20 protein-coding genes, 1 tRNA gene and 2 pseudogenes are annotated in these 23,302 nt (G+C 74.0%); 9 read left to right on the forward strand and 14 right to left on the reverse strand.

The window, feature by feature from the left end:
* Positions 1–22: 22 nt before the first annotated feature.
* Positions 23–115 (reverse strand) — tRNA-Sec (locus ACFZAU_RS31950).
* 122 nt (positions 116–237) lie between these two features.
* Between ACFZAU_RS31950 and selD the strand changes: the two genes are divergently transcribed.
* Together selD and ACFZAU_RS31960 are read left to right on the forward strand one after the other, a co-directional pair.
* Positions 238–1,272, forward strand: a complete 1,035-nt coding sequence (gene selD, locus ACFZAU_RS31955; protein ID WP_500555047.1) for a selenide, water dikinase SelD — start codon at positions 238–240, stop codon at positions 1,270–1,272.
* Between the two features lie 121 nt (positions 1,273–1,393).
* Entirely contained in the window at positions 1,394–2,347 is a 954-nt protein-coding gene (locus ACFZAU_RS31960; RefSeq protein ID WP_500462560.1) for a threonine/serine dehydratase, read from the forward strand.
* Positions 2,348–2,546: 199 nt separating this feature from the next.
* On the opposite strand, the gene ACFZAU_RS31965 is transcribed toward ACFZAU_RS31960, so the two are convergent.
* The 5 genes and pseudogenes from ACFZAU_RS31965 to ACFZAU_RS31985 all read right to left on the reverse strand — a co-directional run.
* The gene (locus ACFZAU_RS31965) at positions 2,547–3,206 is read right to left on the reverse strand and encodes a TetR/AcrR family transcriptional regulator (RefSeq protein WP_499608398.1); all 660 of its coding nucleotides are present in this window, start codon (positions 3,204–3,206) and stop codon (positions 2,547–2,549) included.
* A 25-nt stretch (positions 3,207–3,231) separates the two neighbouring features.
* Entirely contained in the window at positions 3,232–4,335 is a 1,104-nt protein-coding gene (locus tag ACFZAU_RS31970; protein WP_500555048.1) for a DNA alkylation repair protein, read from the reverse strand.
* Between the two features lie 213 nt (positions 4,336–4,548).
* Positions 4,549–5,289, reverse strand: coding sequence for a hypothetical protein (locus tag ACFZAU_RS31975; protein WP_500555049.1), 741 nt, complete (start codon positions 5,287–5,289; stop codon positions 4,549–4,551).
* A gap of 174 nt (positions 5,290–5,463) precedes the next feature.
* Positions 5,464–5,958: a winged helix-turn-helix transcriptional regulator gene (locus tag ACFZAU_RS31980; RefSeq protein WP_500462620.1), complete on the reverse strand. Its 495-nt coding sequence runs from the start codon at positions 5,956–5,958 to the stop codon at positions 5,464–5,466.
* A 501-nt stretch (positions 5,959–6,459) separates the two neighbouring features.
* A pseudogene (locus ACFZAU_RS31985) lies at positions 6,460–7,242 on the reverse strand (SDR family oxidoreductase); the annotation flags it as partial.
* Positions 7,243–7,605: 363 nt separating this feature from the next.
* Between ACFZAU_RS31985 and ACFZAU_RS31990 the strand changes: the two are divergent.
* The 3 genes from ACFZAU_RS31990 (at position 7,606) to ACFZAU_RS32000 (ending at position 10,964) form a co-directional block, all read left to right on the forward strand.
* Positions 7,606–9,636, forward strand: a complete 2,031-nt coding sequence (locus ACFZAU_RS31990) for a sigma-70 family RNA polymerase sigma factor (protein WP_500555050.1) — start codon at positions 7,606–7,608, stop codon at positions 9,634–9,636.
* Positions 9,637–9,801: 165 nt separating this feature from the next.
* Positions 9,802–10,317 (forward strand): protein-tyrosine phosphatase family protein, encoded by a 516-nt coding sequence (locus tag ACFZAU_RS31995; protein ID WP_500555051.1) that lies wholly within the window; start codon positions 9,802–9,804, stop codon positions 10,315–10,317.
* Positions 10,318–10,457: 140 nt separating this feature from the next.
* Positions 10,458–10,964, forward strand: a complete 507-nt coding sequence (locus ACFZAU_RS32000) for a hypothetical protein (RefSeq protein ID WP_500555052.1) — start codon at positions 10,458–10,460, stop codon at positions 10,962–10,964.
* On the opposite strand, the gene ACFZAU_RS32005 is transcribed toward ACFZAU_RS32000, so the two are convergent.
* The gene (locus tag ACFZAU_RS32005) at positions 10,924–11,829 is read right to left on the reverse strand and encodes a LysR family transcriptional regulator (RefSeq protein ID WP_500555053.1); all 906 of its coding nucleotides are present in this window, start codon (positions 11,827–11,829) and stop codon (positions 10,924–10,926) included. The two genes, ACFZAU_RS32000 and ACFZAU_RS32005, sit on opposite strands and share 41 nt — an antisense overlap.
* A gap of 112 nt (positions 11,830–11,941) precedes the next feature.
* Here ACFZAU_RS32005 and ACFZAU_RS32010 point away from each other — a divergent pair, with 112 nt between their 5' ends.
* The 3 genes from ACFZAU_RS32010 to ACFZAU_RS32020 all read left to right on the forward strand — a co-directional run bounded on the left by ACFZAU_RS32010 (position 11,942) and on the right by ACFZAU_RS32020 (position 15,479).
* The gene (locus tag ACFZAU_RS32010) at positions 11,942–13,213 is read left to right on the forward strand and encodes an MFS transporter (protein ID WP_500555054.1); all 1,272 of its coding nucleotides are present in this window, start codon (positions 11,942–11,944) and stop codon (positions 13,211–13,213) included.
* 264 nt (positions 13,214–13,477) lie between these two features.
* Positions 13,478–14,998, forward strand: coding sequence for a CehA/McbA family metallohydrolase (locus tag ACFZAU_RS32015; protein ID WP_500555055.1), 1,521 nt, complete (start codon positions 13,478–13,480; stop codon positions 14,996–14,998).
* Between the two features lie 67 nt (positions 14,999–15,065).
* Positions 15,066–15,479: a GNAT family N-acetyltransferase gene (locus tag ACFZAU_RS32020; protein WP_500555056.1), complete on the forward strand. Its 414-nt coding sequence runs from the start codon at positions 15,066–15,068 to the stop codon at positions 15,477–15,479.
* On the opposite strand, the gene ACFZAU_RS32025 is transcribed toward ACFZAU_RS32020, so the two are convergent.
* Entirely contained in the window at positions 15,473–16,255 is a 783-nt protein-coding gene (locus ACFZAU_RS32025; protein WP_500555057.1) for a maleylpyruvate isomerase N-terminal domain-containing protein, read from the reverse strand. The two genes, ACFZAU_RS32020 and ACFZAU_RS32025, sit on opposite strands and share 7 nt — an antisense overlap.
* Before the next feature lie 218 nt (positions 16,256–16,473).
* A complete protein-coding gene (locus ACFZAU_RS32030; protein WP_499608364.1) occupies positions 16,474–16,980 on the reverse strand; it encodes a tetratricopeptide repeat protein in 507 nt (168 codons plus the stop codon).
* 458 nt (positions 16,981–17,438) lie between these two features.
* On the opposite strand from ACFZAU_RS32030, the gene ACFZAU_RS32035 reads away from it, so the two are divergent.
* On the forward strand, positions 17,439–17,939 hold the full coding sequence (locus tag ACFZAU_RS32035; protein ID WP_500555058.1) for a lamin tail domain-containing protein: 501 nt from the start codon (positions 17,439–17,441) through the stop codon (positions 17,937–17,939).
* A gap of 50 nt (positions 17,940–17,989) precedes the next feature.
* Here the strand turns inward: ACFZAU_RS32035 and ACFZAU_RS32040 are convergent, their stop codons facing one another.
* The 5 genes and pseudogenes from ACFZAU_RS32040 to ACFZAU_RS32060 form a co-directional block, all read right to left on the reverse strand.
* A complete protein-coding gene (locus ACFZAU_RS32040; protein WP_500555059.1) occupies positions 17,990–18,955 on the reverse strand; it encodes an RNA polymerase sigma factor in 966 nt (321 codons plus the stop codon).
* Between the two features lie 179 nt (positions 18,956–19,134).
* Entirely contained in the window at positions 19,135–19,905 is a 771-nt protein-coding gene (locus tag ACFZAU_RS32045) for a MerR family transcriptional regulator (RefSeq protein ID WP_500555094.1), read from the reverse strand.
* A 138-nt stretch (positions 19,906–20,043) separates the two neighbouring features.
* Positions 20,044–20,700 (reverse strand): annotated as a pseudogene (locus tag ACFZAU_RS32050) (class I SAM-dependent DNA methyltransferase); the annotation flags it as partial.
* A 26-nt stretch (positions 20,701–20,726) separates the two neighbouring features.
* The gene (locus ACFZAU_RS32055) at positions 20,727–21,608 is read right to left on the reverse strand and encodes a YegS/Rv2252/BmrU family lipid kinase (protein ID WP_500555060.1); all 882 of its coding nucleotides are present in this window, start codon (positions 21,606–21,608) and stop codon (positions 20,727–20,729) included.
* 81 nt (positions 21,609–21,689) lie between these two features.
* On the reverse strand, positions 21,690–23,282 hold the full coding sequence (locus ACFZAU_RS32060) for an FAD-binding oxidoreductase (RefSeq protein ID WP_500555061.1): 1,593 nt from the start codon (positions 23,280–23,282) through the stop codon (positions 21,690–21,692).
* Positions 23,283–23,302 lie beyond the last annotated feature (20 nt).

The raw sequence follows: 23,302 nt of genomic DNA on the forward strand, positions 1-23,302 counted from the left end.
ACGGGGGCGGCGGGCCGGCCGGCGGAGACGGACGGGAATCGAACCCGCCTGCCCGAGTTGCTCGGACACCTCGGTTTTGAAGACCGGGAGGGCCACCAGGCACCCTGACGTCTCCCTGCCGTGCCGGATGCCCATGGAACCTCCGGCCCCAGCCCAAGTCAACGCGCCACACGGCGGCGTCGCCCGGAGCCGGGCGACCGCCGTGCCGGCGCCCACCGCGGAAGGACCACAGCGACCATGACAGGAACCGGAACCGGCGTCCGGCAGGACAGCGTGCGGCTGACGCAGTACGCCCACGGCGGCGGCTGCGCCTGCAAGATCCCCCCGGGGGAGCTGGAGGAGATGGTGGCCGGGCTGACCCCCGGGAGCCCGGCGGGCCCCCCGGGCGGTGACCTGCTCGTCGGCCTGGACACCGGTGACGACGCGGCCGTCGTCCGGCTGCCCGGCGGGCCCGGCGGGCCGGCGGTGGTGACCACCGCGGACTTCTTCACCCCGGTGGTGGACGACCCCTACGACTGGGGCCGGATCGCCGCCGCCAACGCCCTCTCCGACGTGTACGCGATGGGCGGCACCCCGCTCGTTGCGGTCAACCTGCTGAGCTGGCCGCGGGACCTGCTGCCGCTGGAACTGGCCCGGGAGGTGCTGCGGGGCGGGCTGGACGTCGCCACCCTGGCGGGCTGCGTCGTGGGAGGCGGCCACAGCGTCGACGACCCGGAGCCGAAGTACGGGATGGCCGTCACCGGCACCGCCGACCCTGACCGCCTGCTGCGCAACGACGCGGGACGGGCGGGCGTGCCGCTGTCGCTGACCAAGCCCCTGGGGCTGGGCGTGCTCAACAACCGCCACAAGACGACCGGGGAGGTCTTCCCGCAGGCCGTGGAGACCATGACCACGCTCAACCGGGACGCCGCCGAACGGGCGCTGGCGGCGGGCGCGGTGTGCGCGACCGACGTGACCGGCTTCGGGCTCCTGGGCCACCTGTACAAGCTCGCCCGCGCCTCCGGGGTGAGCGCCGTGGTCCACGCCTCGGCGGTCCCCTACCTCGACGGGGCCAGGGAGGCCGCGGCTGCGGGCCACGTGAGCGGCGGCACCCGCCGCAACCTCGCCTGGGTCGCCCCGCACACCGACTTCGGCGGCGCGGACGAACTGACCCGGCTGCTGCTGGCGGACGCCCAGACGTCGGGGGGCCTGCTGGTGGCCGGCGAGGTGCCGGGCGCGCCGGTCGTCGGGGAGCTGGTCCCGGCGGGTGAGCACCGGCTCGTCGTCCGCTGACGGAGCCGCTGACCGGAGCCGCTGACCGGAGGCCGTGGACCTGAGTACGCGAAGTCCGGTCCGCCGGAACAGTGGTTGTTACACTGTTTCTCCGGACTCGCCCATCAGCCCGGAGCACACCGTGACCATCACCCACGCCGACGTACGGGCCGCGGCCGCCCGCATCGCCGGGCACACCCGCCCCGTCACGCTCACCCCGGTGGACCCGGGGGCGTTCGGCGCCGCCGTACAGGGCTGGCTGGCGCTGGAGTCCATGCAGCACACGGGGTCCTTCAAGGCCCGCGGCGCATTCAACTTCGTACGGAGCCACGTCGAGCGGGACGCCATGCCCGAGGCGGGCGTGGTCATAGCCTCCGGCGGCAACGGGGGCCTGGCCTGCGCCTGGGCCGCGGCCCGGCACGGCGTGGCCGCCACGGTCTTCGTCCCCGAGACGGCGCCCGCGGTGAAGGTCGCGAAGCTGCGCGAGCTGGGCGCCGCCGTGCGCCAAGCCGGCAGCGAGTACGCCGAGGCCCTGGAGGCCTCGCAGAAGTACGCCGCCGAGAGCGGTGCGCTGGAGTCCCACGCCTACGACCATCCGCTCATCGCGGCCGGGGCGGGGACCCTGATGGAGGAGATCGCCGCGGCGCTCCCCGGACTGGACACGGTGGTCGTCGCGGTCGGGGGCGGCGGGCTGTTCGCCGGGGTCGCGGCGTCCGCGCTGGAGCACGGGGTGCGGGTCGTCGCGGTCGAACCCGAGGGCTCGTGCGCGCTGCACGCCGCGGTCGCGGCCGGCGAGGTGGTGGACGTACCCGTGCGGTCCGTCGCGGCCGACTCCCTGGGCGCGCGACGCGCCTCCGGCACGGCCCTGGAGTGGGCGCTCAAGGACGGCGTACGTTCCGTCCTCGTCCCCGACGAGGCGATCGTCGCGGCCCGCCGCACCCTGTGGGACCACCGCCGCCTCGCCGTCGAGCACGGCGCCGCGACGGCGCTCGCCGCCCTCACCTCCGGCGCCCACCGCCCCGCCCCCGGCGAGCGCGTCGCCGTCGTCGTCTGCGGGGCCAACACGGACCCCTCCGACCTGGTCCGCGCTTCCTGAGGGCGCGGGGGTGATCGACCGGCCCACGGGAGGTGTTCCGTGGGCCGCCGCCATGCCGGACCGGTCGCCGGCGCACGACGCCGTGGAGCAGCGGGACGAGGCCCTGTCCCGGCTGTCGGCCCACCGACGGTGCGATCCGGACGAGGCGGCACATGCGCGCAAGGCGCCCCGCGTACACCTGCCCCGCGGTCGCGCAGCGTCAGCGGGGGGCGGCCGGGAGGTGGTCGGCGCGGGCGGCGTGGATGAGGGCGCGCAGCGCCTCGTAGTAGACCTCGTGGTCGACCAGGACGGGGAGGACCACGTTCATCGCGCCGGTGAGCGTGGGGAAGTCCTCGGGGTCGAGCGCGGCCAGGGCCGTGCGGGCGGAGGCGAGGACCTTCTTCTCGTCGCGGTGGTCGCCGAATGCGACCGCGCCGAGGGTGAGCAGGTAGAGCCTGCGGTAGACGCGGATGGCCGTGTCCGCGTCCATGCCGGCGGCGATGCTGTGCGCCATCTGCGGCTCGACGAGCCGGCCCAGCATCTGCGGGCCGAGCCAGGAACGCCCGGCGCGCAGCGCCACCAGGCCGGGGTGCCGGCTGAGCAGGCGGTACAGGCCGGTGAAGCGGGTCTCCGTCGCCGCGGCCCAGTCGCCGGCCGGCGGCACCAGGGGGAGCGAGGCGGCGAGGTGGTCGGCGCAGGCGCTCAGCAGCCCGTCGAGGTCGCCGCAGCGGCGGAAGACGGTGGCGTGCGAGACGCCGAGGCGCTGGGCCACGACACGGAAGCTGAGCCCCGCGGGACCGTCCTCGTCGATGACGGAGATCGCCGTCTCCGCGACCGCGTCCAGGGTCGGCTGGTCGGCGGGCACCTGCTTGCTCTTCACGCGCCACAGCGTATCGAGCGTCGTGTCACACGGTGACGACCTCGAAGGGCACCTTGCCGCGCGGCTCACCGTTGACCTGCAGTTCGAGGGCATGCCCGCCGGGGTGGAAGACCCGGGTGCTGATCGGCTTGAAGGAGCGCGTGCCGGTGTGCTCGCTCCGCTCCCCCGGCTGGAGGGTGCGGGTCGTCAGCTTGTAGACCTTGGGCGCCGTGCTGCCGTTGGCCTTGCGGTAGTGCACGACGTAGTCGACGACGAGGCGGAGCGGCTCGTCGCCGTGGTTCTCCAGGGTGAAGTCGAAGCGCAGTTCACCGCCCACGGTGACGACGGGCGCGGCCACGGAGGGCCCTTCGACGGTCAGCCCGGTCGCGGGCTCGAACCCCAGCAGCGCCAGGGCTCCCCGGTCGCCGCGCTTGACGGCGGTGCGGAGCGCGTGGCGGACGAGCCGGGGGGTCCGGGCGTCGGGCGCGGCCGACCACCGCCGGGCCGTCTCGACGGCCAGGTCCACCCGGGCGTGGCTGATGTCGTTGACGTGGTTGGCGACGGACCTGCGGACGTACTCCGAAGGGTCCTTGTAGAGCTCGCCCAGGATCGGCAGGGTCGCCTCGGGCCGGGCGAGGATCGCCGGTACGCGCACCGCCCACGGCAGGCGAGGGCGGGTCCCTTCGCTGGCCAGGCGGCGCACGTGCTCGTCCGGGTGCGCGGTCCACGCGGTGACGACGGCGAGCGCCCGGTCGAGGTCGGCGTTGAGCATGCGGCGGATGGCGAACTCGGCGGTCAGGCGCGGCGTCAGCTCCGCCAGCAGGTGGAGCCCGTCCTCGAAGGCGGTGCCCTCGGAGGTGCCGGAGGCGAGGGCGGCCACGGCCTCGGTGACCGGCCAGATCATCCAGCCGGTGAAGCGCGGATCGGGCAGCGCGGCCCGTACGACGGCCTCGAGGCCCGCGGGATCCGCCGGGCCGGAGGCGAGCATCGCGTCCCGCAGAAGGTCGCTGCGCTCGCGCAGTGCCAGTCCGTCGAGCGCCGGCAGGGTGTCGCGCACCGCGGCGGCCATCGGTGCCGCGCCGGCGGCGGCCAGGCAGTCGGCGAGTCCGGTGACGGCGGCGGGGCCGAGCAGTTCGTCCGCGGTGGGCACGGGCGTCTTCCTCCGGTTCCTTGTCGGTTCGTGTCGGTTCGGGTCGGCGATTGTTCGAGCAGGCTGACCAGCAAACGGTCGAGCACTACGATCGCGGCGAGTTCCCCGATCCCATCGCGTCCTATTTGGTGCGCCAGGTCGCCTTGATCGCTGTGCGGCTCCTGATCGTGAAATTGATTGACCCGACAGGGCGACTGGGCAATATAACACAGCCTAAAAAGGCGGCTCGTCAGCCGATCCCCATTTTCCCTGCGCGCTACGAAGCCCCTCGGAGTGGAGTGGATCACCATAAGACTCACTCAATATGCGCCCTTGCCCCCAAGCCTTCAATGCCTCAGAGGCCAGACGCCTGTGCTGCACATTGAGACTTTTCGCCAGAACGTTCTCCACCAAAGGAGTCAACCTTTCCTGGTGCATCGCCAATTCCGGTGACTCCAAAAATCGAACGCCGGCAACAACGGCCGCCCCTACCACTTTCGAATCAGGGTCGTCAAAGTAGGACGCGACACTCGAAAAAGCCTCCGGGTACATATTCCTTATTCCGATGAAATCATAAAACGGCTCATCCGGTGCACGGTTCCCCCACTCCCGAACGAACTGCTCCCGACCGCTATTGACACAAAAGGCCACGTCGGCCAGCCACCTGAGAAGTTTGGCTCGAAGTGGAAATTTCCCCACTTCCCACAGAGGAGCAAGTGCCGCTCGACTCGACCGGCCACCCAAAAGCGCGGCAACATACCTGAAAGCCGGCACGGTTGCAGAATACACCACCTCATCATTCAGAAGGGCGCTGTAAAGGTGATCGAGAGAACTCGTTACCGCCACAATTTCACCCGACATCAAGTCGCGAAGCTTGGCCGGAGTATCAGGGAAGGCGGAGCCATCGGCATTTTCGAGATCAGCCCACCCGACGAGATCAACAATCGCAGATGGATCCAAATTACCGTCGGTCACACTCGCGACAATACCATAGCGGCCCGGCCCGCAAGTCAGGCTCCTTCGACTCCCTTCTCGCGGCCATGGCGTAGGCGGAAGCGGCAATTTAAGAGGCGAAATAAGTACGTCGACGGTGGTGGGTATCTCTAGAAATATCCGGAGGTGGAGCCTGACTGCCGGGCCCCGCGGGCCTCAGGCGCGGTCGCGGTCGGCGTAGCGGGCGCGCATGAGCGGGCTCGCGGCGGGGCCCGCCGCGTAGACGAAGGCCTCGCTGTCGTCGAGCCGGCGGCCCGTGGCGGCGTCGACCACGACCGGCTCGACCTCCTCGCCCGTCTCCGCGTCGACGAGGATCATGCTGCGTTCCTGGGGCGTGAGGCGGGCGTTGCCCCACGCGGCGAGGGCCACGACGACCGGGCGCAGTGAGCGTCCGAGGTCGGTGAGCAGGTACTCGTAACGGGTCGGGCCGGTCTGGTACGGCCGCCGTTCCAGCAACCCGTCCGCCACGAGGGTCTTGAGGCGGGTGGTGAGCATGCTCGACGAGATGCCGAGGTTCTCCTGGAACTGGTCGAAGCGCGTGTAGCCGTCGAAGGCGTCGTGCAGGATGAGCAGCGTCCACCACTCGCCGACGTGCCCGACGGTCGTCGACAGCGGGCACTCACGGTCTTCCAGCCGGATGCGGCTCACCATGTCGACCACCTCCGCGGGGTTGGTGCCAGGGTCGATGCACGCCGTCGCTTTCATGTTAGCAGCAACCCTGGCACCGCCCGCCCGCCCACCGCCCGGGGCTCAGACCTCGATCACCAGGCGCTCGATGAGGCCGTCGCGCAGGGTGAACCGGTAGCGCAGGTCGACCGTTCCGCCCGGGAAATCCCCCTCCAGGTGCTGGACGGCGACGTAGTGGCGCTCGTCGGCCTGCTCGGCGCCGACGAGTTCCGTCGTGTACGTGTACTCGCTCGCGGCGGTCTCCAGCCATTCCCCGATCGCCGCGGTGCCGTAACGGGTCGCGCCCTCGTCGGTCACGACCGCGTCGGCGGTGAAGGCCGAGACGGCGGTGGCGGTGTCACGGACGCGGTGGGCGGCCAGGTAACGGGTGATCACCTCGGGGAGGCCGGTGGTGGGGATGGACTGCGGGCCGGTGGTGCTCATGGCGGGTCCTGCCTTTCGGGGTCGGGGTGTTCGGGGTGGAAGGAGGGTGGGGACGGTGCCGCCGTCGATGACGTGCTCGGCTCCGACGATGGCCGACGCGCGGTCGGAGACGAGGAAGGCCACCAGTTCGGCGACCTCCTCGGGTTCGTTGGGGCGGCCGAGGGGGATGCCGCCGAGGGAGTCCATCAGGCGCCCGAGGGCCGCGTCGGTCGTGATGCCCGCCTCGCGGGCGATGCGGTCGACGAGGGCGTCGGCGGCCGCCGTGCGGACGAAGCCCGGGGAGACGGAGTTGACGCGGACGCCGTGCGGGGCGACCTCGTTGGCCAGGCCCTTGCTATAGGTCGCCAGGGCGGCCTTGGCCGCCGCGTAGGCGAGGGTGCCGTTCCACAGCGGCATGCGGCGCTGGATGGAGGTGACGTGGACGACGGCACCCCCGCCGGAGCCGATCATGCCGGGGAGGAAACCGCGGTCGAGGCGGACGGCGGCGAGCAGGTTGGTGTTCAGCTCCTTCGCCCAGTCGCCCTCGCCCAGTGCCGCGAAGCCCCCGGCGGGCGCCTCGGAGTGACCGAGGTTGTTGACGAGGACGTCCAGCCCGCCCACCCGCTCTGTCACCTCGCCGACGACGGCGGCCGCCCCCTCGGGAGTGGTCAGGTCGGCCGCGACGAAGGTCTTCGGGTCGGCGTCCGCCGGCTCGTGGCGGGCCGTCACCAGGACCGTCGCGCCGGCCGCGGCCAGCCGACGGGCGATGGCCGCGCCGACACCCTTTGTGCCTCCGGTGACCAGGGCACGACGGCCGGCCAGTGATTCGTTCGGGGTGATGCTCACACTGCGCTCCGGGGTCACTGCTAGAACAGAAGTTATGACTTCGAACTTAGCACCCACTCACGGTACCGCCACCCCGCCGCCCTCGCCCGGCCCTCGCCGCGCCCTCGGCCCGGAGCCGCGGCCGTGGGCCGCTTCCGTTCCGGCCGGGTCGTGCCATCCTTGTGCCTTCCTCGTCCTCGCCCGGCGCGTGAGCCTGAGCCGGGGACCGCCGGGGCCACCGGGGGACCACACACATCCGCACGCGGACCGCACGGGATTTGTGTTGTCCGGGCGCGGGCGGGCCGTCTCCTGTTCGTGGAGGCAGCGCGGTCGCCGGGCGGCCGCGCGGTCGTGGACAGCGAGACCGAGTAGGGAAGAGGCCACATGCGCAAGACGCACCGGAGCGGACCGGGCGCCGGGGTGGTGGCGGCGGCACGCTCGGGCGACCGGCGGGCCCTCGACCGGCTGGTGGCGGAGTGCCTGCCGCTGGTCTACAACATCGTCGGCCGGGCGCTGAACGGCCATGCCGACGTGGACGACGTCGTTCAGGAGACGCTGTTGCGCATGGTGCGGGGGCTGTCGGAGCTGCGGGACCCGGCGGCGTTCCGGTCCTGGCTGGTGGCGATCACGATCCGGCAGGTCCGCGACCGTGAGCGGGACCGCACCGTGGCGCGGCACCGCAGCGCGGAGCTGGAGGACGCCGAGCGCATACCGGACCCGGCCCTGGACTTCGCGGGGCTGACGATCCTGCGTCTCGGGCTCACCGAGCAGCGCCGTGAGGTCGCCGAGGCCACCCGGTGGCTCGACGAGGACGACCGCGAGCTGCTGGCGCTGTGGTGGCTCGAGGAGACCGGGGAACTGGACCGGGCCGAACTGGCCGCCGCGCTGGGCCTGTCGGACCGGCACGCGGCGGTGCGGGTGCAGCGCATGAAGAAGCAGATGGAGGCGTCCCGCGTCGTCGTCCGAGCGCTGGCCGCCGCGCCCGGCTGCGGCGAGTTGCGGGCGACGGCCGCCACCTGGGACGGCGTGCCGAGTCCGCTGTGGCGCAAGCGGTTCGCGCGGCACATCAGGGGGTGCGGAGCCTGCGTCGGGATGGAGGAGGGTCTGCTCCCCATGGACCGGCTGCTCAGCGGGCTGCCGCTGCTCGCGCTGCCCCCGGCGCTGGACCCGGGGCGGGTGGTCGCCGAAGTGACCGGGCACGGTCTGAACGAAACCGGCCTGAACGAGCCCGGCCTGACCGGGCACGGTCTGAACGAACACGGCCTGAACGAACACGGCCTGACCACGCACACCGGGCCCGGGCAGACCTTCCCGGGGCCGGCGACGCACGGGCACGCCGCCTCCGGCCCCGCACGGGCGCCGCGACCGGCCGGGCGCGGTGCCCACCGGGCCGCCGGCCGGGCCACGTCACGCGGAGCGCGGACCCCGGTCCTGGGCGCCGCGGCCGTCGCGGCGGTGGTGGCCACGGCGCTGCTGGCCGCCCACGTCATGAACGGTCCGTCGGCGGCGCCGGAGGCGGACGCACTCCCTGCCGTCTCCTCACCCGCCGCCACGGCGGCGGCCACGCCCTCGCGCCCCTCCCCCAGCCCGTCCCCCTCGCCGAGCCCGTCGAAGAAGCCCACGAAGAAGGCCCCGTCACCGAAGCCGACCCGGAAGGCCCCCGTGGTCCAGGTCGCCTCGACCGGCAAGAAGGGCGTCGGGGTGTGGACCTTCCCGGGGGTGGGCAAGGCCCTCGCCTCGTCGGGTGCGAGCTGGTACTACACCTGGTCCACGGGGCACCAGGACGTCGCCTCGCCGCCGTCGGGCCGGTTCGTCCCGATGATCTGGGGGCCCGCCTCCGTCACCCCGCAGAACCTGGCCCAGGCGAAGGCGCAGGGCCCGTACCTGCTCGGCTTCAACGAGCCAGACATGGCGCAGCAGTCGAACATGTCGGTGGAGCAGGCCCTGTCGCTGTGGCCGAAGTTGACGGACGCCGGCCGGATCGTCGGCAGCCCGGCCGTCGCCAGGAACGGGGCCACCCCCGGCGGGTGGCTCGACCGCTTCATGTCGGGCGCCGCGGCCAAGGGCTACCGCGTCGACTTCGTCACGCTCCACTGGTACGGCGGCGACTTCCGCACCGCGGAGGCCGTGTCCCAGCTGACGTCCTACCTGGAGGAGGTCCACCAGCGCTACCACAAGCCGATCTGGCTCACCGAGTACGCCCTGATCGACTTCTCCCACGGCACCCGCTTCCCCACCCCGGAGCAGCAGGCCGCGTTCGTCACCGCGTCCACCAAGGCGCTGGAGCAACTGCCCTACGTGCAGCGCTACGCCTGGTTCGGCCTGGGTGCCGACCCGGCCGAACCCAGCAGCGGCCTGTTCACCGACGGCACCCACACCACTCCCGCTGGCCGCGTCTTCCAGGCGGCCGGCTGAGCACGCGCAGGTGAAGGCCGCGCCGGCGACCGGGGGGGGGGTGGGTAGTCGCTGGCGCGGCCGTACTGCTCGGGTTCCCGGACGCGACGGGTTCATGCAGTCGGCCCCGAAAAACAAGAAACCCTCTCCGGGCGGGGGCCGTTGGGGGAATCGGAGGGGTGTGCCATGAGGACGCGTCAAAGGGATCGTGACCTCCCCGGGCCGGATGCGGCCTGGAACGAGGTCGCGCCGGCGTTGTGGATGGGCGGGCACGACTGGACGGACCCGCGGGGCGCACCGCAACCGGCCGTGGTGGCCGACGAGTTCGACCTCGTCGTCAGTCTGTTCACGCGCTCCGGGCACGGCCCGGCGCCCGGCGTGGAGCACCTCGTGGCCGAGATCCCGGACGGCCCGCTCACCCCGGGGCAGATCGAGACGGTGCAGGGGATGGCCCGCACGGTCGCCGGGGCCGTGCGGGACGGGCGCCGCACGCTGGTGCGCTGCCACTCCGGCTACAACCGTTCCGGGCTGGTCGTCGCGCAGGCGCTGGTCGAGGGGGGTCTAAAAGTGACCGCCGCCGTCGCGCTCGTCCGCGAGCGGCGCTCGCCGTGGGCGCTCAACAACGGGACCTTCGTCGAGTACCTGACCGCGGGCCTGGGCGTGGCGCGGCTGCTCACCGGCCTGGACCCCGCCCTCGGATGACCGCCGCCGCTCCCCGCGGCCGCCCCCGGCTCCCGGTGGCGAGGCGAGCGGTCCGGCGCGTTACTGGAAGACATGCAGGCGACGACCCGCACTCCCGCCCCCCGGTCCGACGGCACGCCTCCCCGCGGCAGGGTGTTCCCGTGACGCGCCGCGACGGCTTCGGGCCCGCGCACGGCGTGCTCTGCGGGGCGGCCGCGGGTGCGGCGGGCACGACGGCGCTCAACACCGTGGGCTACCTGGACATGCTGCTGCGCGGCCGCGCCGCCAGCACCGCCCCGGAGACGACCGTCGAGCGGCTCTCCGAGACCACGCACGTGCGGATCCCGGGCGACGACGGCGCCCGCCGCAACCGCACCTCGTCCCTGGGCGCCCTCACCGGCATCGCGGCCGGGGCCGGCATGGGCGCGACGCTGGGCCTGGCGCTGGCCTGCGGCTGGCGGCCGCAGACCGTGCTGCTGACGGCGACGGCGACCGTGGGCGCGCTGATCGGGACCAACGGGCCGATGACCGTGCTGCGGGTGACCGATCCGCGCACCTGGTCGCGCTCGGACTGGATCTCCGACGTCGTGCCGCACGTGGCGTACGCCCTGGTCACGACCGCCGTCCTCACAGGGCTCCGGGCGGGACGCGTACGTATTCCGCGATGAGGGCCAGCAGCGCCGTGAGCGCGGCGCCGGGGCGGCGCACCGAGGAGTAGGCGACGCCCATCGACCATTCCAGGGGCGTGCCCGCGACGGGGCGCACGCGTACGCCGGGGTCGCCTGCGGCGACCGCGAAGGACGGCATGACGGCCACGCCAAGGCCCTGCCGGACGTAGTCGGCGGTCGTGGTGATGTCCGTGACCTCGATGACGACGAAGCGCTCCAGCCCGGCGGCGGCGAAGGCCCGGTCGACGACCAGGCGGTTGCCGAAGCCGACCGGCGAGTCGATAAAGGGCTCCCCCGCCAGGTCGGCGAGGTCCACGACGGACCCGCTCCCCGCCGGGTGGCCGGCGGGCAGGACCGCCACCAGCGGCACCGTGGCCAGCGACCGGACGGTCAGTCCGGCCGGCGGCCTGCCGGGCAGCGAGACGAACGCGACGTCCAGCTCCCCGTCGGCCAGGGCCTGGGCAAGGCCCACGGAACCGCCGATCGGTGCGATGAGGCGGATGCCGACCTGGGGGTGGTCGGCGTGGAAGCGTCCGAAGAGTCCCGGCAGGTCGAGGATGGCGATCGAGGTCATCGTGCCGACCCGCAGGGTGCCGCGCAGCCCTCCGGCGACCTGGCCGACGGCGTCCCGGGCGGCCTGCGCGGCGGCCAGCGTGGCCCGCGCCTCGGGGAGCAGCGCGTCGCCGGCGGCGGTGAGGGCGACCTGCTTGGACGTGCGCTCGAACAGCGGCGCCCCGAGCTCCCGCTCCAGGGCCCGGACGGCCGCGGACACCCCGGACTGCACGACGTGCAGCCGGCGGGCGGCGCGGGTGAAGTTCAGCTCCTCGGCGACGGCGAGGAAGTACTCCAGGTGACGGAGTTCCATGGCTGACCATCCATCAGGCGGATCGATCCGAGCACGAATCATCGTTGGACGAGATGCTACCGCCCGGCACACTCTTTGAGGGTTCAATCATTTCGTCCGCCCAGGAGAAGATGTGTCCCCGCAGACGGCCACCGCACGCCGCGCCACCAGGTCCGCCTCCCACGCCGGCGCCACCGCCCGTCCTCCCGTCCGTTCCACCCGCCGGAGCCCCCTCGGGCACGGCTCCGGCTTCTGGGTCATCGCCTTCGCCTTCTTCGCGGCCATGGCCTTCGCCGCCGTCCCGGCCCCGCTGTGGACGCTCTACCAGGCCCGCGAGGGGTTCTCGACCTTCATGGTCACGGTCGCCTTCGCCGCGTACGCGCTCGGGGTCGTCGTGAGCCTGTTCCTCGCCGGGCACGTCTCGGACTGGCTCGGCCGGCGCCGCGTCCTGCTGCCCGCCGTGATCGTCGAGGCCCTGTCGGCGGTGATGTTCCTGACGTCCACCTCGCTCGGCGTCCTGATCGCCGCCCGTGTCGTCTCCGGCCTGGGCGTCGGGATGATCACGGCCACCGCCACCGCACACCTGTCGGAACTGCACGCCGCCGCGCGGCCGCACGCGGGCCGGGGCCGCTCCGACCTGATCTCCACCACCGCCAACATGGGCGGCTTCGCCGTGGGCCCGCTGGTCTCCGGACTGCTCGCCCAGTACGTCGGCGCGCCGCTGCGCACCCCCTACCTGGTCTTCCTGGGACTGCTGCTGATCGCCGCCGCCGGGGTGGCGCTCGTGCCGGAGACCGTGGAACTGGCCGAGGAGCGCCCCGCCTACTGGCCGCAGCGCGTCTCGGTGCCCTCGGCGACGCGCCCGGCGTTCTTCGCCGCTTCCGGGGCGACGCTGGCGGCCTTCGCGGTGCTGGGCCTGTTCACCTCACTGGGGCCCGCGTTCGTCTCAGGCACGCTGCACCATCCGTCGCGCGCGCTGGCCGGCCTCGTCCCGTTCCTGATCTTCGGGACCGCGGCCGGCGCCCAGGCGCTGCTGCTGCGGGTCTCCGCCCGGGGCCAGATGGCGACCGGCCTGGCCTTGATGGTGGCCGGCCTGGCCGCGGTGACGGCGGCCGTGTGGCTGCCGAGCCTCGGCCTGTTCGTGGCGGGCGGCATGGCGGCGGGTGCCGGTGCCGGGGTGCTCTTCAAGGGCACCGTGTCCACGGTGGTCTCCCTCGCGGAGCCGCACCGCCGCGGCGAGGCCCTCGCGGGCCTGTTCCTGGCCGCGTACATCGGCCTGTCGGTGCCCGTCCTCGGGCTCGGCGTCGGCACACTGTACGTCTCCCAGCGCCTGGCACTCCTCGGTTTCGCCGCGGTGCTCGTCGCGATCTGCGCCGCCGTCAGCCGCCGCCTCCTGCGCCGCTGACCTCCGCCTCCCCGGCGGCGGAACCCCGTTCCGCCGCCGGGACGCCGGGCGGCACGGGATTCAGGCAGGCGTTGCCGGGGGTTCCCCGCGCTCTGCCCGGCGTTCACCCGGGCGGAGGAGCGTACCGGGGGTCCGTGCACACACCACCCGTTCAGGAGAACCGCCGTGTGCCAGCCTGGAACCTGTGAAGACAGCCACGAACCGCCCCGGGTGCCGCCGGCGGCGGCCGCGGAGGCGTCCGGCCCGGGTAGGCGGGCCCTGCTGATGGCGAGCGGGATCGTCGGCGCGGCGGGCATCCTGACGCTCACGCCGGTGACCTTCGCCGAGGCGGCCGAGGCCGGTACGCCGGAGGGCGGCGAGGTCACCAAGGTGATCACCGGTCATCTGGACACCGGTGTCAGCGACTTCGTGTACCTGCCGGTCGAGGTCCCGCGCGGCGTCAACCAGATCTCGGTGTCCTACGGCTACGACAAGCCGCCCGTCCTTGCCGGCACCCCGGGCAACTCCTGCGACATCGGCGTGTTCGACGAACGCGGCACCGCGCTCGGCGGCCCGGGCTTCCGCGGCTGGTCCGGCGGGGCGCGCACCTCGTTCACCGTCAACAGCGAGAGCGCCACGCCGGGTTACCTGCCGGGGCCGGTGAACCACGGAACGTGGCACATCGTGCTGGGCCCGTACCAGGTCGCCCCGCAGGGCATGGACTACTCGGTCAGCGTGACCCTGCGGTACGGCGCGCCCGGGGCGCGCTTCGTGCCGTCCTACCCCGCCGAGCGCGCCAAGGGCCGCGGCCGGGCCTGGTACCGGGGCGACGCGCACCTGCACACCGTGCACTCCGACGGCAAGCGGCTGCCCTCGGAGGTGGCCGCCGGGGCGCGCGAGGCCGGGCTGGACTTCATCGTCTCCACCGACCACAACACCTCCTCGGCGCACGGCGTGTGGGGCGACCACGCGGGTCCCGACCTGCTGGTCGTCACCGGCGAGGAGGTCACCACCCGCAACGGCCACTGGCTGGCGCTGGGCCTGGAGCCGGGCGCGTGGATCGACTGGCGATACCGGGCCCGCGACGACGCGTTCTCCCGCTTCGCCCGCCAGGTCCACCGCCAGGGCGGGCTGGTCGTCCCGGCCCACCCGTACTGCCCGTACGTGGCCTGCCAGTGGAAGTTCGGCTACGAGGACGCCGACGCCGTCGAGGTGTGGAACGGCCCCTGGACCTACGACGACGAGTCGGCGGTCGACACCTGGGACGCCATGCTCGGCACCGCGATGCGCACCGGCAACGACTGGCTGCCGGCCGTGGGCAACAGCGACGCCCACAGCGTCCCGCAGGTCATCGGCCTGCCGCAGACCGTGGTGTACGCGGAGGACCTCAACCGCAAGGCCGTGCTGAACGGCATCCGCGAGGGCCGGACCTACGTCGCCGAGTCCTCCTCCGTGACCCTCGCCCTCACCGCGACCGGCGGCGGCCGGCAGGCCGGGATCGGCGAGACGCTGAAGCTCCGCGCGGACGCGCCGGTCGACGTGCGCCTGGAGGTCTCCGGGGTCCCGGACGGCACCGTCCGGTTCATCACCGACGAGGGCCAGATGCACCAGGAGTCGCTGGACGCGGCCGGATCGGGCACCGTCCTCTGGCGCACCACCGCCTCGCTCGCCGCGTACGTGCGGGCCGAGGTGCGCCACCCGAAGGCCGACGGCACGCCCGGCCGGGGCAACACGATGGGTCCCGACCTGCAGTGGGGCCCGATGGCCGCGCTGACCAACCCGGTCATCCTGCGCCTTGGGGACTGAACCCGCGGGCCGGCCACGTGCGCTGCGGGCCGGGGGTGGCTTCGGAGCGGCCGCGTAGGCTCGCGCCATGACGATCTCGTACGCGTGGCGCGGCACGTTCGACGACGCGGCCGTGAACGCGCTCCACGCGGAGGGGTTCGGCGGTGGGGGCGCGGAGGTCGACTGGACGGCCCGGGTGCGCCGCCACAGCCTCGGTTGGGTCTGCGCGCACCGGGAGGGTGAGCTCGTCGGTTTCGTGAACGTCGCGTGGGACGGCGGCGCCCACGCCTTCGTCCTGGACACCGTGGTCGCCGCGCACTCCCGCCGCTCCGGGATCGGGGCCGGGCTCGTGGCCGAGGCGGTCCGGCGGGCGCGGGCGGCCGGATGCGCGTGGCTGCACGTCGACTTCGAGGACGGGTTGCGCGAGTTCTACGTGGACGCCTGCGGGTTCGTGCCGACCGGCGCCGGCCTCGTCGCGCTCGGCGACGGTCCGGCTCAGTAGCCGGGGAAGAGCGCGCGGAGGTCGTCCAGGGTGACGCCGTCGCGCGCGGTCACGCCGTCCTCGGGACGGTTGCGGCCGTACACCAGGCGCAGCACGGCCTCGGCCGGTCCGGACACCGTCCCTGCGGGTTCGGCCCCCTCGCAGGGGAGGATGTGCACCTCCGAGCCGAGGGCCAGGCACAGCAGGCGCTCGGGGTCGGTGAGCTCCACCGCGATCTGGCGCGGGCCGAGCCGGGTGAGCGTGTCCCCGTCGCGGCTCATCGAGGCGACCATGTCGATCCGGTCCCACAGCAGCGCCACCTCGGGGGCGGGGATCGTCGCGGTCCCGTCCAGTCCCACCGCCACGTCCCAGGTGTGCACGGACTGCTCGGACAGCCAGTAGCCGGTGAAGTCCGTGAAGCCCACGGGCCCGGTGAAGTACGGCACCGTCAGCGACGCGCGCACCCCGGCGTCGAGGGAGTCCAGCAGTCCCAGCAGCCCGGCCTCCGCCTCCTGCCAGGCGTCGCGTTGCGCGGCGGGCCTGAGCGGGATCCACTGCTCGGACACGTCCGCGATCTCGTCCCGGGACGGCCTGGTGAGGTCCCCGGTGAGGCCTCGGCGCACGGCCGCGGCGCACAACTCGGCGCCCGTGCCCAGGTGGACCAGCACCTGCGCGAGGCTCCAGCCGTCGGCGAACGACGGGTGGAGCAGCTCGTCGCCGGTGAGAGAGCCGACGGTGTCGCCCAGGCGCCGCGAGACCGTGTGCATCGCCGCCAGTCGCAGGTCGCTGGTGTCCATGGCCCTCTCCTCACGGGATCGCGCACGAGCGGGAGGGACGTACGCCCCTTCCTCCCAGGCAACCTCGCGGGCCGCCCGAGCCCAAGCGGGCGGCCATGCGCGCCCCCGAAGGGGGCCATAAGCGGCGCTTCTGCCGGTTCCCGCGCCGTGCCGCAGGCCCGCGGCCATGCGTCCGGCCCGACGCGTGGCGCGGGCGGCGGTCCGGGCACCGAGCGGGGTCACAGCGTGGCGTCGAGGTCCTCCGCGTAGTACGCGACGGCCTGCCGGTAGCGGGCGACGTCCGGGTCGGTGCTGCTCTCCGCCAGCAGCGTCAGCAGGATCCGCATCGCCTCGCGGTGCCCGCCGGTGTTGTACAGGGCCATCGCGAGGAAGGTGCGCAGCGCGCCGTCGCGGGGGAAGTCCATCATGGCCGCGCGCAGCAGCCGGACCGCCTCGTCGTAGCGGCCGAGGATCCGGTAGGTGCTGCCCAGGCCCAGCAGCGCGCCGCGCCGGTCGTCCTCCGACAGTCCCGTCCCGCGCAGGGCCTGCTCGTAGAAGGGCACCGCCTCCGCCTCCAGGCCCAGCACGTCGTGCGCCCACGCCGCCTGGTAGGCCACCTCCGCGTCCCCCGGGAACTGCTGCGCCAGGGCGACCAGCCGCTCCCTCGACGCCTCCGCCTCCCCGCGCTCGCGCAGCCCCACCGCGGCCGCCAGCAGCTCGTCCCGCCCCTGATCGTTCTCGTTCATGCCCACATCCTGACAGCCCGGCGACGCGGTGGTGCACGCGTCGCCATAGTGCGGACCTGGCGGTATGAGCCCGTTGCCGACCGGTTGCTTCGCTTGGGAAGCCAACTTCCGGAAAGCCCGACTCCGCTTCACCTGGAGTGGTTTGATACCTCGCAAGACGCCGGCGGGGGCGGGGGACCCGGCACGGGCAGGCGGGGTGACGTGTTCCCCGCGCGCCCGGCGGAGCCGGCGTCGGCATCGACCGGGCACCGGGCGGGGGAACGCGGCCGTGAACGGACGTGGCCGCACCCACGTGTGGCCCGCCGTCACCACGCTCGCCGTCACCGCGCCCGTCGTCACCACGCTCGTCGTCACCACGCTCGTCGTCCTGGCGGCACCGTGACCCGGTCCGATGTGACGTTCCGCTTCCGCCGCGCGCACGACCCGCGCGCGGCCCGATCCCGGCAGGGGGGATTCCCATGTCCCGGCACATCCGCATCGGTGCGGCCGCGTTCGCCGCGGTCTGCGCGACCGCCGTCCTCATACCCACCCAGGCGCAGGCCGCCGAGTACAGCTCGGCCCTCAAGGTCCGCGGGGCGCAGTACGACGCGCCCGGGCGGGACTCCAACAGCTGCTCCTCGGGCAACACCCGCGGGGAGTACCTGACGATCAAGAACTACTCGGCCTCGGCGACGGTCGACCTCAAGGGCTACGTCGTCAAGGACGCCACGGGCAACCGCTTCGTCTTCACCGCGAGCCACCGCCTGCAGCCCGGGGACTTCGTGAAGCTCCGCGGGGGCCACGGAACGGACTCCGACAAGGGCAACGTGGTCTACCGCGACAACTGCAACTTCCTGTGGAACAACGACCGGGACACGGTCTACCTCTACAAGCCGTCCGGCAGCCGTTCGGACGTCCACGCGTACACCAAGCGCGGCTCGGACGCCGACGGTGACGGCTACGTCCGCTTCCACGGCTGAGGAGCGGCCACCCCCGCCCCGTACGCCCGCTGCCCTCCGCACCGCTCCGCTCAGGCGGCCGCGGCGCCGGGGAGGGGCACGGGGCGGGGGTGGTGCAGGCGGAGGCGGTCCACCCGGCCCGCGGAGTCGTGGGTCATCAGCCACGCGACGGAGGGCGGGCAGTGGTCCGGGTTGTCCGGCGGGTTGACGATGTCCATCTCCCAGACGGTCAGCGAGCGCCCGGCGACGGCGTGGACGAGGCGCTGGCGGATGCCGGCGGTCAGGTCGCACTCCATGCCGCGGATCAGCAGCCCCCGGTCCCCCACCCGCTCCTTCCCGCTGAGCAGGGCGACCTCGGGGGACCAGCGTTCGCGCAGGAGGTCGGCGAAGTGGCCGCGTTCGGCCGCGGCCAGGGTCTCGTGGGCCTCGGTCCTGCTGGCCCTGGTGCGCCGGACGGTGTCGTCGTGGGCGCCGTCCGCGGTGTCGGCGAGCGCCTGGGCCAGCTTGGCCCGGGCCTGGCTCAGCCGGCTGCGGACGGTGCCGACGGGCAGCCCGCAGGCCGTGGCGATCTGCTCGTACGAGCTGACACCGGTGGTGAAGTGGCGCAGGACGAGCGGCAGTCGCAGCGTGGGGGACAGCTGCTCGATGGCCTCCCAGATCCAGTCCCGCAGGGCGTTGCTCTCCAGCCACCGCTCGGGGCCGGAGTCCGCCGCGCGCAGCACCAGGTCGTCGACGGGCGCGGTGGGGACCGCGCCGCGCAGCAGGGAACGGGCGCCGTTGCGGACGACCATCCGCAGCCACGGCCCGACCGCGGCGGGGTCGCGGACGTCGCCCACGCGGCGCAGTGCCGTCAGCGCCGCGTCCTGCAGCACGTCGTCCACATCGGGCCCGGGGCCCAGGACGCTCAGCGCGACGGCCCGCATGCCGGCCCGGTGACGTTCCAGGAGCACGCCGAGCGCCGCGACGTCACCGGCCTGTGCGGCCCGGGTGAGCACCACGTCCTCGGCGCGCGCCGCCACGGATTCGTGCGGGTCCATCGGCTCCCTTCCGCTGTCGTCCCCCTCCAGCGGATGCTACGACGTCGGCGCGGCGCCCCGGAAACGCGTCCGGAGGGCGGACGGCCCGCCCGGGCGCGCGGTGCCCGGGGCGGGCAACCGGGCCCCGGGGAGGCGCCGAGGTCCCGGACGGGCCGCCCCGGCGCCCCGGACGGCGCGGGTCAGCCGGCCGCGCGCACCTCCTCCACGTACCGCACCAGGGCCCTCATCCGGTCCGGGGACCACGGCAGGTTCCGCGCGAGTTCCTCGCCGCGCTCGTCCCAGAGCCGCCGTGCGGCGGCCCTGGTCGCCTCGCCGTCCTCTCCCCCGGCGTGGAAGCGGCCGCCCAGGGCGTCCCAGCGGGCGACCAGGTCCCTGACCTCGGGGTCACCGGCGGGGGTGCCCGCCTCGGCGTGCGAGAGCAGCGCCTCCACGAGCCCGGCCCACTCGGTCCTCGCGGCCTCGACGCCCTCCGGGCCGATCTCGGCCCGGCGCGCGGCCAGTTGCTCCTGCTGCTCGGTGGTGAAGTGGGTCTCGAACACGGACATCATCTCCAGGGTCGTCATGAACTGTTCGGGATCGGGCAGCGACGTCTCCATGCGCCCGAGGAGCCCGCGGAGCTGCGCGGTGAGCTGCTGGATCCGCCCGGCGTGCGCCTCCATGGCGGACAGCTGGGCGGCGAGCAGGTCCCGCATCGAACCGAGGTCCTCCGCGGTGTCGGCGAGGACGCGCTGGATCTCGTCCAGGGGCAGCCCGAGCCCGCGCAGTGCCCGCACCCGGTAGAGCCGCCGCACGTCCCCGGCGGTGTAGCGGCGGTGTCCGGAGGCGGTGCGTGCGCTCGCCCCGAGCAGGCCGATCTCGTCGTAGTGGCGCAGCGTGCGGACGGTCGTCCCGGTGGCGCGGGCCACCTCGCCGATGCTCCACAGCTGCCGGTCGTCGTCGTTCCCGATCACGCCGACAACGCTATGACCTTCCGTTACGGCCGGTTCAAGCCCGCCGCGCGGGATCGGTCCGGGTCGCGTGGTGTTCGACTGCGCCGGCGAGGTCCGGACACCGGCGTGCTCCCCGGATAACGCCGGGCCCGCCCCTCCGGGGTGTTCGGGCTTCTGGGCGAGGAAGGTGGCGACGGGGCGCTTCGTTCCCGCGTCGGGTTCCTGGACGAGGTGGGCCGTGACGGTGAGGCCCGCCTCCGCGAGGAGTGCGGCGATGCGCGGGGCCGGGAGCATGTGCAGCGCGTACGAGACGGGGTGGCCGCCGTAGGCGTGCTCCGGGTGGAGGTGCTCGTCCTCACCCACCCAGCCGGCGAGCATCAGGTGACCGCCGGGTGCCAGGACGCGGTGGACCTCGGCGAGGGCGACCGGCAGCAGCTCGGGCGGCGTGTGGTGGGTGGAGTAGTAGGCGAGGGCTCCGCCGAGTTCGCCGTCGCCGATGTCGAGCGCGGTCATGGAGCCCACGGCGAAGCGCAGGTGCGGGTGGGCCGCCCGGGCCAGTTCGACCATCCGCGGCGAGAGGTCGACGCCGTGCGCGGGCACCCCCAGTGCGGCCAGGTGCGCCGTCACGTGGCCCGGGCCGCATCCCAGGTCCGCCAGCGGGCCGCGGCCCGCCGTGCGGACGGTCTCGGCGAAGGCGGCCAGCATGGCGCGGGAGAGCGGATCCAGGGCGTCCGGGGTGCTGACCCGGGCGGCGTAGTCCTCCGCGACGGTGTCGTACGACTGCCGGACCGCGGCGAGGTAGGCGTGTTCGGGCACCGGGCGAGCCTACTCAGCGCGCGGGGTCAGCACAGCACCCGCAACGCCCCCGGGAGGATCCGCGCGGTGACCGGGAGGGCGGCCTCCACCTCTCCGTCGGCGCCGTAGGGCACCGCGCGGTCGGCCTCGATGCGGATCTCCTTTCCGCGCACGATCTCGACCTCGGGGCGCTCGACGTGCGCGCCCGTCCTGAGTTCGTTCATCAGCGCGAAGAAGAGGCGGCGCGGCGCGTCGTGGATCATGACGACGTCGAGCAGCCCGTCGTCGACCCGGGCGGCGGGCGCGATGGCGCGGCCGGAGCCGTAGTAGCCGGAGTTGGCGGCGACGACGGTGTAGCCGCGGCGTTCGTGGACGACGCCGTCGACGGTGACGCGATAGGCGGCAGCGCGCCAGCCGGCCACCGCGCGCAGCCCGCCCGCGTAGTAGGAGGCCGGACCGCGCAGCAGCCGGGCGGTGTTGGCGTGGTGGTTGGCGACGGCGTCGACACCGGCGTAGACGCTGCCGAGGACGACGGTCCGGTCGTGCACCGCCGACTCGACCTCGATGGTGTCGACGGCGCGCGGCTCGTTCCGCAGCAGGACGCGGGCGAGTTCGGCGGGCCCGGAGGGCAGGCCGAGGGCACGCGCGAAGTCGTTGCCGCGGCCGGCGGGGACGAGGCCGAGGACGGTGCCGGTGCCGCTGAGGGCGCCGCCGATGCCGCCCACGATGCCGTCCCCGCCGACGGCGAGGACGACGTGGCCGCGTTCCCCCGCCCGGCGCGCCAGGTCCTGCGCGTGCCGGAGGCTGTCGCTGTACGCGGTCTCCAGCTCGGCGCCCGCCTCCCGCAGCAGCTTCGCCACCGGGAGGAGCGCCGCCGCCCCGGTGGAACCCCCGGCGGTGGGATTGACGACGGCCGTGAACGGGCGCATGGGCGTGCCTCCGGTGCGGGTCGGTGCGGTGCGGGGGCGGGTGGGCGGCGGGTGTACGCGGGGCGGGTGGTCGGCGGCCGGTCAGCGGACGGGCAGCAGGACACCGGGGTTGAGCAGCCCGTCGGGGTCGAGCGCCTCCTTGACGGCGCGCAGTGCCGCGATGCCGAGCGGGCCCGCTTCCCGTACGTACCAGTCGCGGTGGTCGGTGCCCACGCCGTGGTGGTGGGTGATGGTGCCGCCCGCGGCGAGGATCGCCTCGTTGGCGGCCTCCTTGGCGGGGGTCCAGTGCGCCACGGGGTCCTCGCCCTGCGCCGAGACGACGGTGAAGTAGAGGGAGGCGCCGTTCTCGTAGACGTGCGAGATGTGGCACATCACCAGCGGCGGGGTCCCGGCCTCCGTCAGCGTCGTGGTGAGCGCCTCGCGCACGGCGTCGTACAGTTCGGCGATCCGGGACCAGAAGGTCGCGGTCTCCAGGGTCTCGGCGAAGGCGCCCGCGTCGAGGAGCGCGTCCCGCAGGTAGGGGGCGGAGAAGCGGCCGTGGGCCCAGCGCTCGCCGGGCTCCTCGCCCAGGTACTCGCCGCCGCACTCGCGCAGTACGGCCGCGGCCTGCTCCCGGCGCAGCGCGGTGTCCTGCGCGGTGCCCTCGTAGCCCGCGATCGCCGTGCAGCCGGCGGTCGCGGCCCCTTCCGCGCCGATGGCGTCGGGCTGGGCGAGGCCGACCATCGTCTCGGTCTCGTCGGACAGGCGCAGCACCGTCGGGCGGGGTCCGTCCTGGGCGAGCCGGCGCAGCGCCGCGGCGCCCTCGGCGAAGGAGGCGAACCGCCAGCCCTCGTAGACCTTGACCTCGGGAAGCGGGCGGATCCGCACCGTCACGGAGGTGATGACGCCGAGGGCGCCCTCGGAACCCAGGACGAGCTGGCGCAGGTCGGGTCCGGCCGCGGAACGGGGGGCGCGGCCGGCGTCGAGGGTGCCCCGCGGGGTGGCGACGGTCAGGCCGAGCACCATCTCGTCGAAGCGCCCGTAGCCGGCGGAGGCCTGGCCGCTGGAGCGGGCGGCGGCGAACCCGCCGATGGTGGCCCACTCGTAGGACTGGGGGAAGTGGCCGAGGGTGAAGCCCTGTTCGGCCAGGAGTGCCTCGGCCTCGGGGGCGCGCAGCCCCGGCTGGAGGATCGCGGTCCGTGAGACGGCGTCCAGCGAGAGCAGCCGGTTCATGCGGCGCAGGTCCAGGGCGACGAAGGGGCGCGGCCCGTGCGGGGCGAGGCCGCCGACGACGGAGGTGCCGCCGCCGAAGGGGACGACGGCGAGGCCGTGTTCGGCGCAGACCGCGAGGACGGCCAGGACCTCGTCGTGGCCGGCGGGCAGCACGACGGCCGCCGGGGTGTCCTCGACGTCGCCGCCGCGGATGCGCAGCAGGTCCGGGGTGGACTTGCCGCGTGTGTGGCGGATCCGGGACTCGGCGTCCGTGCGCACGTGGGCCGGGTCGCCGAGGCAGTCGGCGAGGTCCATCCGGGCCGCTTCGGTGAGCGGGGAGCCGGGTACGGCGAGGTCCTCCAGGGCGGCCGGTTCCGCGCCGCGGGGCTTGACGCCCAGCAGGTCGCGCAGCAGGCCGGTCACGGTGTCGGGCAGCGGGGCCGCTTCGGCCGGTTCGCCCCAGCCGCTCCACAACATGTCCACGGGCTCGTCCTCACCGGTCG

It is taken from the genome of Streptomyces sp. NPDC008238 (assembly GCF_042956445.1).
Lineage (GTDB): Bacteria > Actinomycetota > Actinomycetes > Streptomycetales > Streptomycetaceae > Actinacidiphila.